At 69.1% G+C, this 13,904-nt stretch carries 12 protein-coding genes and 1 tRNA gene; 4 read left to right on the top strand and 9 right to left on the bottom strand.

Features of this window, described 5'->3' with window-relative positions:
• Nucleotides 1-8: 8 nt before the first annotated feature.
• From SBI67_RS00725 to SBI67_RS00705, 5 genes are all read right to left on the bottom strand, one after another.
• Nucleotides 9-668, bottom strand: coding sequence for an LpqN/LpqT family lipoprotein (locus SBI67_RS00725; protein WP_318978732.1), 660 nt, complete (start codon nucleotides 666-668; stop codon nucleotides 9-11).
• Nucleotides 665-1,006 (bottom strand): arsenate reductase (glutaredoxin), encoded by a 342-nt coding sequence (arsC, locus tag SBI67_RS00720; protein WP_318978731.1) that lies wholly within the window; start codon nucleotides 1,004-1,006, stop codon nucleotides 665-667. Before arsC ends, SBI67_RS00725 begins: the two co-directional genes overlap by 4 nt.
• A 34-nt stretch (nucleotides 1,007-1,040) precedes the next feature.
• A complete protein-coding gene (locus tag SBI67_RS00715) occupies nucleotides 1,041-2,021 on the bottom strand; it encodes a ribose-phosphate diphosphokinase (protein WP_024455359.1) in 981 nt (326 codons plus the stop codon).
• A gap of 101 nt (nucleotides 2,022-2,122) precedes the next feature.
• Nucleotides 2,123-3,592 (bottom strand): bifunctional UDP-N-acetylglucosamine diphosphorylase/glucosamine-1-phosphate N-acetyltransferase GlmU, encoded by a 1,470-nt coding sequence (glmU, locus tag SBI67_RS00710; protein WP_318979531.1) that lies wholly within the window; start codon nucleotides 3,590-3,592, stop codon nucleotides 2,123-2,125.
• A gap of 86 nt (nucleotides 3,593-3,678) precedes the next feature.
• Nucleotides 3,679-3,750 (bottom strand) — tRNA-Gln (locus tag SBI67_RS00705).
• Nucleotides 3,751-3,874: 124 nt separating this feature from the next.
• Between SBI67_RS00705 and SBI67_RS00700 the strand changes: the two genes are divergently transcribed.
• Complete coding sequence (locus SBI67_RS00700) at nucleotides 3,875-4,468, top strand: TetR/AcrR family transcriptional regulator (RefSeq protein WP_318979530.1); 594 nt, start codon at nucleotides 3,875-3,877, stop codon at nucleotides 4,466-4,468.
• On the opposite strand, the gene SBI67_RS00695 is transcribed toward SBI67_RS00700, so the two are convergent.
• Entirely contained in the window at nucleotides 4,465-5,577 is a 1,113-nt protein-coding gene (locus SBI67_RS00695; RefSeq protein WP_318978730.1) for a diaminopimelate decarboxylase family protein, read from the bottom strand. The two genes, SBI67_RS00700 and SBI67_RS00695, sit on opposite strands and share 4 nt — an antisense overlap.
• Before the next feature lie 145 nt (nucleotides 5,578-5,722).
• Here SBI67_RS00695 and SBI67_RS00690 point away from each other — a divergent pair, with 145 nt between their 5' ends.
• From SBI67_RS00690 to SBI67_RS00680, 3 genes are all read left to right on the top strand, one after another.
• Nucleotides 5,723-6,226: a hypothetical protein gene (locus tag SBI67_RS00690; protein ID WP_318978729.1), complete on the top strand. Its 504-nt coding sequence runs from the start codon at nucleotides 5,723-5,725 to the stop codon at nucleotides 6,224-6,226.
• 96 nt (nucleotides 6,227-6,322) lie between these two features.
• A complete protein-coding gene (mfd, locus tag SBI67_RS00685) occupies nucleotides 6,323-9,964 on the top strand; it encodes a transcription-repair coupling factor (protein WP_318978728.1) in 3,642 nt (1,213 codons plus the stop codon).
• On the top strand, nucleotides 9,961-10,893 hold the full coding sequence (locus SBI67_RS00680) for a nucleoside triphosphate pyrophosphohydrolase (RefSeq protein ID WP_318978727.1): 933 nt from the start codon (nucleotides 9,961-9,963) through the stop codon (nucleotides 10,891-10,893). Before mfd ends, SBI67_RS00680 begins: the two co-directional genes overlap by 4 nt.
• Here SBI67_RS00680 and SBI67_RS00675 read toward each other — a convergent pair.
• Genes SBI67_RS00675 through SBI67_RS00665 form a run of 3 tightly spaced genes read right to left on the bottom strand, consistent with a single transcriptional unit; the run spans nucleotide 10,882 to nucleotide 13,874 of the window.
• On the bottom strand, nucleotides 10,882-12,066 hold the full coding sequence (locus SBI67_RS00675) for a Dyp-type peroxidase (protein WP_318978726.1): 1,185 nt from the start codon (nucleotides 12,064-12,066) through the stop codon (nucleotides 10,882-10,884). The two genes, SBI67_RS00680 and SBI67_RS00675, sit on opposite strands and share 12 nt — an antisense overlap.
• A complete protein-coding gene (locus tag SBI67_RS00670) occupies nucleotides 12,059-12,544 on the bottom strand; it encodes a copper chaperone PCu(A)C (protein WP_318978725.1) in 486 nt (161 codons plus the stop codon). Before SBI67_RS00670 ends, SBI67_RS00675 begins: the two co-directional genes overlap by 8 nt.
• Entirely contained in the window at nucleotides 12,537-13,874 is a 1,338-nt protein-coding gene (locus SBI67_RS00665) for a PepSY-associated TM helix domain-containing protein (RefSeq protein WP_318978724.1), read from the bottom strand. Before SBI67_RS00665 ends, SBI67_RS00670 begins: the two co-directional genes overlap by 8 nt.
• Nucleotides 13,875-13,904: the final 30 nt, after the last annotated feature.

The following is a 13,904-nucleotide window of genomic DNA, read 5'->3' as shown; positions in this document are numbered from 1 at the left end:
GCCGCACCCTACTTGGCCGCCACCTTGAACCCCGAGATGATGCCCTCGATGTCCTTGCCCTGCTTTTGGGCCTCCTCGGCATAGCTGGTGATGGTCAGCTGGACCAGATAGCGCTGGCCGGGCGCCCCCGGCGGGGTCTTGGGCGGTGTCCCGGTCGGGAAGATGATGCGGTTGTAGCTCTGCATCCGTCGCCCGTTGAGGTCATAGGTGCCCTCGATCATCGACGACGGGAAGCCGCGGAAATTCTCGCTGGAGCCGTTGAGCTTGGTGAAGTTCTGCGACAGATCCGCGTCGGCGTCGGCATGTTTGAGGGCCTCGGCGACGTCGAAATTGCCGGTCAGTTTGAACACCATGAGCATCGCGGTCGGATAGGTGTCGCCCTTGGCGATCACCCGCGTCCCCGGTGACAGGTTGATATTGCTGTAGGCCTGCCAGCCGGCCGGACGCGGCAGTTCGACGGTCAGGTCGGTGAGTTTCTCCGGGGCGACGGGGTCGCCGGTGACCCCGACACTTTCCAGGTACTGCGAAATCGGCACCGGTTTCTGGGCGCCGGGTGCGGCACTGGTCGTCGTCGTGGTGGTGGTCAACAGCGACTGATAGTCCGGGACGTCATCGCCGCAGCCCGCGAGCAGGACGGCGACCGCCGCCAGCCAAACCGCACGCCTCACAGAATCTCGCGAACCCGATCGATGGGCCGGGCCAACCGGGTGCCCTTGTCGGTCACCACCAGCGGGCGCTCGATGAGGATCGGGTGCTGCGCCATCGCGTCGAGCAACTCGTCATCCGAGGCGTCGGCCAGGCCCAGCTCGGTGTACAGCGATTCGCGCTTGCGTACCGCCTCGCGCACCGGGATACCCGCGTCGGCGATCAAAGCCGCCAGCTCGGCACGGGTCGGTGGCGTCTTCAGGTACAGCACGATCTCCGGTTCGATCCCGTTGTCCCGCAACAGCTCCAGCGTCTTACGGGACGTCGAGCATTTCGGGTTGTGCAAGATGCGGGCCGTCATACCTGAAAGCTACTCCTCGCGCGAACGCTCGCTGTTACGCGGAGCCGTCGAAAAGGCTTGTCACCGAACCATTGTCGAACACCGCGCGGATCGTGCTGGCCAGCAGTGGTGCGATGGACAGCACGGTCAGCTGCGGGAACTGCTTGTCCTCGCCGATCGGCAGCGTGTTGGTGACGATCACCTCGCGGGCACCCGAGTCGGCCAGCCGCTGCGCGGCGGGATCGGACAACACCCCGTGCGTGGCGGCGATGACCACATCCTCGGCACCGTCCTGCTTGAGCAATTTCACCGCGCCGGCGATGGTGCCGCCGGTGTCGATCATGTCGTCGGTCAGGATGCAGGTCTTGCCCTTGACGTCACCGACGACGCGGTTGGACTTCACCTGGTTGGGCACCAGCGGGTCGCGGGTCTTGTGGATGAAGGCCAGCGGCACACCACCCAGCGAATCGGCCCACTTCTCGGCGACCCGGACGCGGCCCGAATCGGGGGAGACGACGACCTTGTCGGCGTCGGCGTACTTCTCGGCGATGTAGCCGCACAGCAGCGACTGGGCGCGCATGTGGTCCACCGGGCCGTCGAAGAAGCCCTGGATCTGGTCGGTGTGCAGATCCACCGTGACGATGCGGTCCGCACCCGCGGTCTTGTACAGGTCGGCGACCAGTCGCGCGGAGATCGGCTCGCGACCGCGGTGCTTCTTGTCCTGCCGCGCGTACGGATAGAACGGCAGGATGGCGGTGATCCGCTTGGCGCTGCCGCGCTTGAGCGCGTCGATCATGATCAGCTGTTCCATCAGCCACTGGTTCAGCGGCGCGGGATGGCTCTGCAGGACGAAGGCGTCGCAACCGCGCACCGACTCGTCGAAGCGGACGAAGATCTCGCCGTTGGCGAAGTCGCGGGCCGTCTGCGCGGTGACGGGAACATCGAGTTCCTTGGCCACCTGCTCAGCAAGCTCGGGATGAGCCCGGCCCGAGAAGAGCATCAGGTTTTTTGGGTTGTCGGTCCAGTCGTGGCTCACTGTTGTGCCTTCGCCGGTCGGGGTCGAATACGCGCCAATCGTACGTAGTGCGTTCGGGCAGGCGTTGCCGGGTTACCAGATTGCCAACGGAAGCTGTCGAATCACTCGTCGTCGCTGGTCGCTTGACGGGCCGCCGGATCCTCATTGGCGGCTCGCGCCGCGGAAGCAGCGGCGGAGTCCGGTCGCTTGCGCAGCACCCACCCCTCGATATTGCGCTGGGGGCCGGCCGAGACGGCCAGCGCACCGGGCGGAACATCCTCGCGCAGCACCGTCCCGGCCCCGGTGTAGGCCCCGTCACCGACGGTGACCGGCGCGATGAACATGGTGTCCGAGCCGGTCCGGACGTGGGAGCCGACGGTGGTGCGGCGCTTGGTCTGACCGTCGTAGTTCACGAACACGCTGGAGGCGCCGATATTGCTGTGCTCGCCGATGTCGGCGTCGCCGACGTAGGTCAGGTGCGGCACCTTGGTGCCGGTGCCGATCACCGCGTTCTTCGTCTCGACGAACGCGCCCAGCTTGCCCTTGGCGCCCAGCTCGGTGCCCGGCCGCAGATAACTGAACGGGCCGACGGTCGCGCCGGCGCCGATCACCGACAACTCGGCATGCGTGCGGATCACCGAGGCGCCGTCGCCGACCTCCATCGAAGTGAGCGTGCTGTCCGGCCCGATGGTGCAGTTCGGCCCGATCGAGGTGACCCCGAGCACCTGGGTGCCGGGATGGATGACGGTGTCAGGCCCGATTTCCACGTCGGCGTCGATCCAGGTGGTGGCCGGGTCGACGACGGTCACGCCGGCACGCTGGTGGCCCTCGACGATGCGACGGTTCAGTTCGGCGGCCAGCACCGAGAGCTGGACACGGTCGTTGACGCCGGCGACCAGCGTGCTGTCGGCGACATGCTGGGCCCGCACCGGCAGACCGTCACCGCGCACCAGGGCGATGGCATCGGTCAGGTAGAGCTCCTGCTGGGCGTTGTCGGCGCTCAGCCGGCTCAGTGCCGATCGCAGCGCCGCCGCGTCGAAGGCGTACACCCCCGAGTTGATCTCACCGATGGCCCGCTGACGCTCGTCGGCATCGGCCTGTTCGACGATCGCCAGGACGGCGCCCGTCTCGTCGCGCAGGATGCGTCCGTACCCGGTGGGGTCCGCGACGGTGGTGGTCAGGATGGTGGCCCCGCCGTCCCGGTGCGTGCGCACCAGCGCTGCCAGCGTCTCGCCGTCGAGCAACGGCACATCCCCGGAGGTGACCACCACGGTGCCGGTGAAATCCTCGGGCAGGCCGGACAGCCCGACGCCGACCGCGTGGCCGGTGCCCAGCTGCTCCTCCTGCACGGCGGTGGCGATATCGCGGCCGGCCCGTTCGGCGATGCGGCCGACTTCGGCGGCGACATGTTCGCGGCCATGGCCGACGACGACCACGATGTGGCGGGGTTCCAGGGCGGTGGCGGCGAGCAGGGCGTGGGCCAGCATGCTGCGTCCGGCCAGCGGGTGCAGCACCTTCGGGGTGGCCGAGCGCATCCGGGTGCCCGCGCCGGCCGCCATGACGACGACCGCGATATCGGTGGTGGACACGATTCTCTCCTCCTCCCGCGAGCGACCGTGTCTGTACGCGGACACGCCGTCAACGCTGTCAGTTAGGGGTCGCTCGCGGTATGGGATTGCTCCGTCGCCAGGACTCGAACCTGAACTATCTGAACCAAAATCAGAGGTGCTGCCGATTACACCACGACGGACCGATCAATCCGAGACTCTAGTCGACCGGATCAATGGTCCCGGCAGGGCAGCGGGGAAGCGTCGCGGCGTTAGGCTGGGCCAGTGGCAGCACCGGAGAAGGAGGCCCGCATCCCGCGCGCCAGGATGACGGGCACCGAGCGCCGCCAGCAGCTCGTCGAGATCGCCAAGTCGCTGTTCGCCGAACGCGGATACGACGGCACCGCCATCGAGGAGATCGCGCTGCGCGCCAATGTCTCCAAACCGGTGGTCTACGAGCATTTCGGCGGGAAAGAGGGGCTGTACGCCGTCGTTGTCGACCGGGAGATGTCCGCGCTGCTGGACGGCATCACCTCCTCGCTGACCAACAACCGGTCCCGGGTGCGCCTGGAGCGGGTGGCGCTGGCCCTGCTCACCTATGTCGAGGAGCGCACCGACGGGTTCCGCATCCTGATCCGCGATTCACCGGCGGCCATCACCTCGGGCACCTATTCGACGCTGCTCAACGACGCCGTCAGCCAGGTCGCCTCGATCCTGGCCGGTGATTTCTCGCGCCGGGGCCTGGATCCCGACCTGGCGCCGCTGTACGCGCAGGCCCTGGTCGGTTCGGTGTCGATGGCCGCGCAATGGTGGCTCGACGTGCGCCAGCCCAGTAAGGAAGTGGTGGCCGCCCACCTGGTGAACCTGATGTGGAACGGGCTGACGCACCTGGAGGCCGATCCGGTGCTGGAAGCCGACTAACTCAGCTCCCGGCACAGCAGATCGGCCGTGGTCTCGCGGCGCACCGACAGCTGCGCCCGCCGATCGCGCACCGTCACGACCGGGGGCCGCGCCGTCAGCGCGGCGCCCGACGGCATGGGTCCGACGACGGCGAGCAGATCGCCGGGATGCAGATCGGCCGGCAGGGTCACCTGTGCGCAGACCAGCTCGCCGGTGCGGCCGACGACGGTGACCGGCCGGGTCGGGCCGAGCGGATGCCGGTTGGCCAACGCCACGGTGCCGGTTGCCGACCCGTCCACCGTCACCAGACCGTCGCGCACCGCCACCACCCGCGCGCAGCTCACCAGGGCCCGGCCGGCGACGGCCCGCCCCGGTTCCACCACGACGACCGGACGCGGGAACCGTTCGGCTGCGCACGCGTCGTCCAGGGCGTTGTCGATGGCCTCGTCGAGATCGATCAGATCGGCGTCGACACCGATATCGCCGATGTTCAGTTCGGTCAGCGTGACGCCGTGCCGGTCGCGGATGTCGGCCATCGCCGACACCGCCTGCTTGATCTCGTCGGCCGCGCAGCGCAATCCGACCAGTCGCAGCATCGGCTGAGCCAGGACGCGGGCGGCCAGGTCGGCCGAGCCGGTGAGCACCTGTTGCGGTCGGCTCAGCTGGGAGGCCAGCAGCGCGATCTCGGTGCCGCAGCTCAGCACCATGCGGCCCACCCCGGCGGCGGCCCGCAAGTCGGCGGTGGTCTGGGCGCACCCGTGCGCGACGATGCGGTCGCGGTCCACCCCGGCACTGAGCCCGATCGCCAGTTCGGCGGGCGTGCGCACCGCCAGACCTGCGCCCTCCTCGGCGACCCACCGGGCCACCGCCTTGGTCAGTAGGGCGTGGCCGGCGTACACCGTGCGCCGTTCCGGCAGCCGTACCCGGAATCCGCGGATCCGGTACCGGAATTCTGCCTCGTCGAGCACCTGCAGCGGGGCCCCGAATTGGTCGGCGATCTCGGTCAGCGCGACCCCGCCGACACCCAACCGGCCCTCGACGTCGACCTGCGCCGTCACCGGCCACACCGCGGGATCGATCCGTTGGGAGGCCGCCCTGCGCAACGAGTGCACCGCATCGAGAAGAGTCATGCCCCGACGGTGCCGGTGCACACCCGGGCCAGTCGAGGACTTTGACGGTCTCTTGACGTGCCGTGGCGAATTCTTGACGGCCGGCGCGCAATTCGAGTAGTCCACTACTCGGCTGCCCGGCCGCCTTGGGCTCGAGCATGGGGGCATGATCGAGCTCTCCGAACCGATGGCGGCGCGGGCGTCCGCCGTCGCGCTGGAATCCGTTCGCGTCGCCGGATTGCTCGACGGGAAACGCCACGCAGTTCTCGGAGTGGGCATGCGTTCCCTGGACCGCTCACGGGAGGTGCCCGTCGTGACCATCTACAACTACACCGACGATCTCGCGCTGGAGGTGCTCATCGATGTCGATGCGCGGGAGGTGCTCGCGGTCTCGGCCGCGTCGGCGGTCCCGGCGCTGGGGGCCGCCGAGCAGAGCCGGGCGCTCGACATCGTGCGGCGCGACGGCCGACTCACCGAGTCCGGGGTGGACGTGGACACCGGCACCGGAATCATCCTGGAAGAAGTGAACTTCGGTGATCCACGACACGGTCATCGACTGGTCGACCTGCGCTTCCGACCCCGTCAACACCGGGTGCCGCCGGCCTTCGCCGTCGTCGATCTCAGCGCCGAAGAACTGGTCACGGTAGGCGTGTTGCCCCTGGAGCAGTGACGCGTCGGCCGGTGATCACCGGCCGTGCCGAAGCCATCGCCTACCGGCGCCCGGCCAGGTTTCGTGATCACACCGCCCGGTTACGATGGTGGCATCATGACCGCACCGGGGCACCCTTCTGTCGAGACCCCGCTGGCGGGCCTCATCGATCTGGCATTGACCGATCCCGGCCTGCGCGGTGTGGCTGACCGCACAGCCGAACACGACCTCGTCGCACCCGCCAGCGCCCGCCCATTCGTCGCCGCGGCCGCCGCACAGGCCGGACCGTTGCTCGTCGTCACCGCCACCGGCCGGGAAGCCGACGACCTGACCGCCGAACTGCGCGCCGTGCTGGGCGATGCCGCCGCCCTTTTCCCATCCTGGGAGACGCTGCCGCACGAACGGCTCTCACCCGGGGTCGAGACCGTCGGCGCCCGGCTGCGGCTGCTCCGCCGGCTGGCCCATCCCGATGACGAACGCCTCGGTCCGCCGCTGCGGGTGGTGGTCACCACCACCCGATCACTGCTGCAGCCGATGGCTCCGGAGCTTGCCGACGTGGAACCGGTCACCTTGACCGTGGGCGGGGAGGTGGACTTCGACGAGACCGTGGCCCGGTTGGTCGAATTGGCCTACACCCGCGTCGACATGGTGGCCAAGCGCGGCGAGTTCGCCGTTCGCGGCGGCATTCTCGACATCTTCGCGCCCACCGCCGAGCACCCGGTGCGCGTGGAATTCTGGGGTGACGAAGTGTCGGAGATGCGCATGTTCGCCGTCGCCGACCAGCGGTCCATCCCGGAGATCGCGATCGACACCCTGATCGCCATGCCGTGCCGGGAGCTGCTGTTGACCCCGGACGTGCGTGAGCGCGCCGGGCAGCTCGCGGGGGCGCGCCCCGAGACCGACAACACGATCGCCGGGACCGTCGGTGACATGCTGGCGAAACTGGCCGAGGGCATCACCGTCGACGGTATGGAGGCGCTGGCGCCGGTGCTCCGCCCGGACGACCTGGTCCTGCTGACCGATCACCTGCCCGCGGGCACGCCGGTGTTGGTGTGTGATCCGGAGAAGGTGCGGGCCCGCGCCGCCGACCTGATCAAGACCGGTCGGGAGTTCCTGGAAGCGTCCTGGTCGGTCGCGGCGATGGGCGGTGACGCCCCGATCGACGTCGAGCAGCTGGGTGGTTCGGGCTTCCGTGAACTCGACCAGGTGCGGGCTGCTGCCCGTGCCGCCGGGCATCCGTGGTGGACGCTGAGCCAGCTGACGGGCGAAGACGCCACCGAATTGGATCTGCGGCCGGCCCCGTCGGCGCGCTCACAACAGTCGCTGGACGAGATCTTCGCGATGCTGCGCGCGCACGTTGCCACCGGTGGGTATGCCGCCGTCGTCACGCCCGGCACCGGTACCGCGCAGCGCGTCGTCGAACAGCTCGGCGAATCCGAGATCCCGGCAACACTTCTCGCCTCCGGCGCGGCGCCGACCGCGGGCGTGGTCGGCGTGCTCAAGGGCCCGCTGCACGACGGCCTGGTTTTGCCAGGGGTGAACCTGGTCATCATCACCGAGACCGACCTGACCGGTAACCGGGTCACCGCCAGTGAGGGCAAAAGGCTTGCAGCCAAACGGCGTAACGTCGTCGATCCGTTGGCGTTGACGGCCGGCGACCTGGTGGTGCACGACCAGCACGGCATCGGAAAGTTCGTCGAGATGACCGAGCGGGTGGTGGGTGGCGCCCGCCGCGAATACCTGGTGCTGGAGTACGCGTCGGCCAAACGCGGCGGCGGCACCGACAAGCTGTACGTGCCGATGGACTCGCTGGACCAGTTGTCCCGGTACGTCGGTGGGCAGGCGCCCACCCTGAGCCGGCTCGGCGGCAGCGACTGGACCAACACGAAGACCAAGGCGCGCAAGGCGGTTCGCGAGATCGCCGGGGAGCTGGTGTCGCTGTATGCCAAGCGTCAGGCTGCACCGGGGCATGCGTTCGGGCCGGACACCCCGTGGCAGGCCGAGATGGAGGACGCGTTCGGGTTCACCGAGACCGTCGACCAGCTGACCGCCATCACCGAGGTCAAGGCCGATATGGAGAAGCCCGTCCCGATGGACCGGGTGATCTGCGGCGACGTCGGTTACGGCAAGACCGAGATCGCGGTGCGCGCCGCGTTCAAGGCCGTGCAGGACGGCAAACAGGTCGCCGTGCTGGTGCCCACCACGCTGCTGGCCGACCAGCATCTGCAGACCTTCACCGCGCGGATGGCCGGGTTCCCGGTGACCGTGAAGGGGTTGTCCCGGTTCACCGATCCGGCCGATTCCAAGGCAGTCATCGACGGAATGGCCGAGGGCACCGTCGATATCGTCATCGGCACACACCGGCTGTTGCAGACCGGGGTGCGCTGGAAGGACCTCGGCCTGGTGATCGTCGACGAGGAACAGCGCTTCGGTGTCGAGCACAAGGAACACATCAAGAGCCTGCGCACCCACGTCGACGTGCTCACCATGAGCGCCACCCCGATCCCGCGCACGCTGGAGATGAGCCTGGCCGGCATCCGGGAGATGTCGACCATCCTGACCCCGCCCGAGGAACGCTTTCCGGTGCTGACCTATGTCGGTCCGCACGACGACAAGCAGGTGGCCGCCGCGCTGCGCCGGGAGTTGTTGCGCGACGGGCAGGCGTTCTACATCCACAACCGGGTGAAGTCGATCGACCAGGCCGCCGCCCGGGTGCAGGCGATGGTGCCGGAGGCCCGTGTCGTGGTGGCGCACGGCCAGATGAACGAGGACGCGCTGGAGAAGACCGTCGAGGGGTTCTGGAACCGGGAATACGACATCCTGGTGTGCACCACCATCGTCGAGACCGGCCTGGACATCTCGAATGCCAACACGCTGATCGTGGAACGCGCCGACACCTTCGGCTTGTCCCAGTTGCATCAGCTGCGCGGCCGGGTCGGGCGCAGCCGGGAACGCGGTTACGCGTATTTCCTGTATCCGCCCGAGGTTCCGCTCACCGAGACCGCGCATGACCGGCTGGCCACCATCGCGCAGAACAACGATCTGGGCGCGGGTATGGCCGTGGCGATGAAGGATCTGGAGATCCGCGGGGCAGGCAACGTGCTGGGCGTCGAGCAGTCCGGGCACGTCGCCGGGGTCGGTTTCGACCTGTACGTGCGACTGGTCGGTGAAGCGGTGGAGGCGTACCGGGCCGCGGTCGACGGCCAAACCGTTGTCGGCGTTGAGGAACCGAAGGATGTCCGCATCGACCTGCCGGTGGACGCGCACCTGCCGCCGGATTACATCGGCAGTGACCGGTTGCGGCTGGAGGGCTACCGGCGCCTCGCCGCGGCGGCTGACGAGGCGGCCGTCCGTTCGGTCATCGAGGAGCTCGTGGACCGGTACGGGCCGCTGCCCGAACCGGCGCAGCGACTGGTCGCGGTGGCCAGGCTGCGGCTGCTGTGCCGCAAGTACGGCGTGACCGAGGTGTCGGCGATCTCGGAGTCGACGCTGCGGGTGGCGCCGCTGACGCTGCAGGACTCCCAGCAGCTGCGGCTCAAGCGGGTGTACCCGGGTGCGGCGTACCGCGCGACGACCTCGACGGTGCAGATCCCGATCCCGCGGGCCGGCACCAACGTTGGCGCACCGCGCATCCGCGACCTGGAGTTGGTTCGCGCGGTGGCCGGATTGTTGCTGACGTTGGACGGACGGCCCGCCGACGAGGTGGACGAGGTCATCGGGGGCGCGACTGTGGGCGCCCGTGCCGGAGGCGCGAAATGACGGTCGTCCTGGTGGATCCGCGCCGGCCCGCCCTGGTGCCGGTGGACGCCGTCGAACTACTGGCCGGGGACGTGCAGTACACCGAGGAGATGCCGATCAAGGTGCCGTGGTCACTGCCGTCGGCCCGGCCCGAGTACGACGGTGAACCGGCCCCGGTGCTGTTGTCGTCTGATCCGGAGCATCCCGCGGTGAAAGCCCGACTGGCGGCGGGGGAGCGGCTGATCGCCGCCCCGGCGCCGCAGCCCGGTGAGCGACTGGTCGACGCGGTGGCCATGATGGACAAGCTGCGCACCGACGGACCCTGGGAGAGCGAACAGACCCACGATTCGCTGCGCCGCTACCTGCTCGAGGAAACCTACGAACTGTTCGACGCCATGCGCGGCGGCGACGCCGACGAACTCCGCGAGGAGCTCGGGGATGTGTTGCTGCAAGTGCTCTTTCACGCCCGCATCGCCGAAGACGCGCCCACCCACCCGTTCGGCATCGACGATGTCGCCGACGCGCTGGTGCGCAAATTGGGCAACCGCGCCTTCGGTGTGCTTGCCGGGCAATCGGTTTCGCTGGAAGAGCAGCTGGCGCAGTGGGAGGAGCGCAAAGCGGCCGAGAAGTTGGCCAAGGCGCGCAATTCCTGCATGGACGACGTGCCGACCGGTCAGCCGGCTCTCGCCTTGGCGCAGAAGATCGTGGAACGCGCCACCGGCGCCGGGCTGCCCGAGGACCTGGTGCCGGCCGATCTGCGTGAAGTGCGCATCGATATCGGTGGTGACCCCGAAAACGAGCTGCGCGCTGCGGTTCTGGAATTCATCGACACCGTCCGCGCGGCCGAGCGGGCCGTGTTGGCCGATCGCCGTGGTGATGGCATCGCCGACGCCCCACTCGCCGCGATCACCGCGGACGAGTGGCGCGCGCACTGGCCGTCAACCGAGTAGCGACTGCCCCAGGTACCCGCCGGCCGCCGCCCCCGGCAGGATCGCGAATGTCGCCGAGCCGATGGTGGTGACCCACTTGTTCAACGCGTCGCCGGCCGCGAGCCTACGTTGCACCGGGATGAAGCTGGCACCCGGATCCCGTTGGTAGGCGGCGAACAACAGCCCGCTGTCGGTGGTCACACCGGCCGGTGGCGGGTCGTCGTAGTTGTACGGCCGCCGCAGCATCAACTCGTCGGCCGTGCGGTGCCGGGCCAGCGCGATGTGCGCGTTGGGCGGGATGACCGGGATCCCGCCGACCTGGGCGCTCAGATCCGGATCGTCGGATTCCCGCTGCCCGGTCAACGGAGCGCCGTTGCTCAACCGGCGCCCGACGGCGAATTCCTTGCTCTCGCGGTCGAGTTCATCCCAGGTGTCCATCTCGGCCCTGATCCGGCGTAGCACCAGCACGGTACCGCCGGCGAACCAGGGCTGCCCGGCGCCGTCGTCCCAGACCTGCCGGTCGAATTCCGCAGCGGTGCGCAGATTCGCCGTCCCGTCCACCTGTCCCATCAGATTGCGCATGGTGGCGCCGGATCGGTCGGCACCTGCGGCGTGCCGGAATCCGCTCTGCCGCCACCGCGGCACCACCAGGCTGCGCACGTTCTTCAGCAGCACCCGGGCCGCATGCGCCAACGCCATCGGATCGTCGGCGCACAGTTGGAGTAACAGATCGCCACCACACCAACGGGATTCGAGGCGATCGGAGCTGAAGGCCGGCATCTCGTACACCGTGGGCGGCAGGCGATGCCCCAATCCGGCCTTGGCGAACACCGTCGGGCCCAGACCCACCGTGACGGTCAACCTGGCCGGGCGCAGCGCCAGCTCGGGTTCGGTGTCGGCGAGGGCCGGCACCCCCTGGGTGAGGCGGGCGGCGTCGACGCTCCACAGTCGCAGCACCGCCGGGAGCTGGTGGCGGCCGTCCCCCGGTTTCAGGTCGAGGGCGAGGAACAAGGCGTGCGCTTGCGGCGCGGTGGCGACCCCGGACTGGTGTGTGCCGTGGAACGGCTCGATCTGGGCGCCGAATTCACCGTTCAGTGTGGCCGATTGAGCCGATCCGCTCTGGGTGAGCGCCGCGCCGGCGGCGAGCGCGGCGGCGCCCCCGGTCAGGAGGCGCCGCCGATTCAACTCAGCCATGCGGTTGGTAATTCTCGTTGGCCCCGGCGAAATCGCGGACCTGTGCCGTGATGTCGAGGGTGGAGCCGTCCTCGAATGTCACCGTCACCGGGACGTCGGCACCCGGTGTCAACGGTGCCTTGAGATCCATCAACATCAGGTGATCACCGCCCGGGGCCAGCTCGTGGGTTCCGCCCGGCGGTATCACGATGCCACCCGCCTTGGGATGCATGGTCTTGGTGCCGCTCGCGTCGGCGCTCACCTCGTGCACCTCCATCCGGCCGGCGACCGGCGAGGTGGCCGAGACGATCCGAGCGTCGTGGTGTCCGTTGTTGGCGAAAGTTCCGAACACCGCGGCCATCCCGGTATCGGCAGCACTGGCCCATTGATCCCGGACGGTCACCTCGGCCGCCATCGTCTGTTCCCGATGCGTGCCGGTGCAGCCCGCGAGCAGCACGGTCAGCACGACCAGCACCATCACCGCCGTGCGCTTACCCATGACGCTTCACCGCCCCGATGACGAGGTCGGCGATGAGGAAGGCCACCAACGGGATTCCGAACAACGGCAGGAACCAGCCGACCGCCACGGCGGAGACCACAAGCGCCACCAGCGCCGCGGGATGGAGCTTACGCAGCGCACCGCGCACCGGTGGCCTGCCGACGGCCCAGGCCGAGCCGCGGGTCGGGCGGCGCTGCCACCACATCCGATAGCCGCCGACGATGACTGCCACCAGCGCCACCGCGACGCCGAGCAGCAGCAGCTGATTGAGCAACCCGAACAGCAGACCCATGTGCGCGCGGATACCCCAGTCGGCCAGCATGGCCACCACCGAGTAGTCGCGCCAGTAGTCCAACGTGCCGGTCACCGTGCCGGTGGCCGGGTCGACGGTGGCGGCGTTGGTGGTCAGCCGGTAGGGCTTGTCCAGCTCGGTGACGGCGAGCCCGGCGCCTGGTTCGGTGGGCAGGGCCACCTCGACCGGCAGCCGGACCCCGGCGCTGCCGGCCGCCCGCACCGCGGCGTCGTAGTCGATGGTCGCCGGGTCGGTGCCGGTCGCCGTGCTGCCGGCGGCCGAACTCAGCACCGGCCGTTGCCAATCGAACGCGGCGCGGATATCGGTGACGTGCGCCCCGGCATAGGTGGACCAGGTGATACCGGTCGCGGACAGGAACAACAGCGCGGCCAACAGCCAGACCCCGGTGGCGCCGTGCCAATTGAGGGTGCGGGCGCGGCCCTTGAGACCGCGGGCCACCGTCATGATGCGCCCGCGCCGCAGCAGCCACAGCGCCAGCCCGCCGAGTGCCACCACCCACAGCCACGACGCCGCGACCTCGCTGTAGATCCGGCCCGGTTCGCCGAGTTGGAGATGCCGGTGCAGGCCGTCGAGGAAGGTGCTGACGGGCAGATACCCCAACCAGGTGGGTTCGTCGCCGAGCACCCGCGCGGTGTACGGGTCGACGAAGACGGCGCGGCGGAACTCCGCGTCGAGGCTGGGATCGGCGAAGTAGATGCGGGTGGCTTCATCCGCATCGGCCGGTGGCCGCAGCCCGGTCATGCTCAGCTCCGGGTGGGCGGACCTGGCGGCGGTGACCTGGTCCCTCAGCGGGATCGGTTGGCCGGACGGTTCGACGTACAACAGGTCGCCGTAGGCGAACCGTTCGATACTCGGTGCCATCGCGTACAGCCCGCCGGTGACGGCGGCCACGACGATGAACGGGGCCACCAGGATGCCGGCGTAGAAGTGCAACCGCATCAGCAGCGGCCGCCAGCTGCGCCGGGGTGGTGGTAGGTCGGTGGGTTCGGTGGTGGACGTTTTTTCGGGAATGGTCATGAAACGTGCTCTCTGAAATCACTGCGAAAG

The organism is Mycolicibacterium chengduense, assembly GCF_033741155.1.
GTDB lineage: Bacteria > Actinomycetota > Actinomycetes > Mycobacteriales > Mycobacteriaceae > Mycobacterium.
The sequence above is the reverse complement of the archived record's forward strand: the minus strand, read 5'-3'. Positions and strand labels throughout refer to the sequence as shown.

Bases quoted from the DNA above. Each gene is read 5' to 3' on its own strand.
- arsC (WP_318978731.1), bottom strand. From the start codon at position 1,006: ATGACGGCCCGCATCTTGCACAACCCGAAATGCTCGACGTCCCGTAAG.
- SBI67_RS00695 (WP_318978730.1), bottom strand. From the start codon at position 5,577: ATGACTCTTCTCGATGCGGTGCACTCGTTGCGCAGGGCGGCCTCCCAA.
- SBI67_RS00690 (WP_318978729.1), top strand. From the start codon at position 5,723: ATGATCGAGCTCTCCGAACCGATGGCGGCGCGGGCGTCCGCCGTCGCG.
- mfd (WP_318978728.1), top strand. From the start codon at position 6,323: ATGACCGCACCGGGGCACCCTTCTGTCGAGACCCCGCTGGCGGGCCTC.
- SBI67_RS00675 (WP_318978726.1), bottom strand. From the start codon at position 12,066: ATGGCTGAGTTGAATCGGCGGCGCCTCCTGACCGGGGGCGCCGCCGCG.
- SBI67_RS00670 (WP_318978725.1), bottom strand. From the start codon at position 12,544: ATGGGTAAGCGCACGGCGGTGATGGTGCTGGTCGTGCTGACCGTGCTG.
- SBI67_RS00680 (WP_318978727.1), top strand. From the start codon at position 9,961: ATGACGGTCGTCCTGGTGGATCCGCGCCGGCCCGCCCTGGTGCCGGTG.
- SBI67_RS00700 (WP_318979530.1), top strand. From the start codon at position 3,875: ATGACGGGCACCGAGCGCCGCCAGCAGCTCGTCGAGATCGCCAAGTCG.
- SBI67_RS00665 (WP_318978724.1), bottom strand. From the start codon at position 13,874: ATGACCATTCCCGAAAAAACGTCCACCACCGAACCCACCGACCTACCA.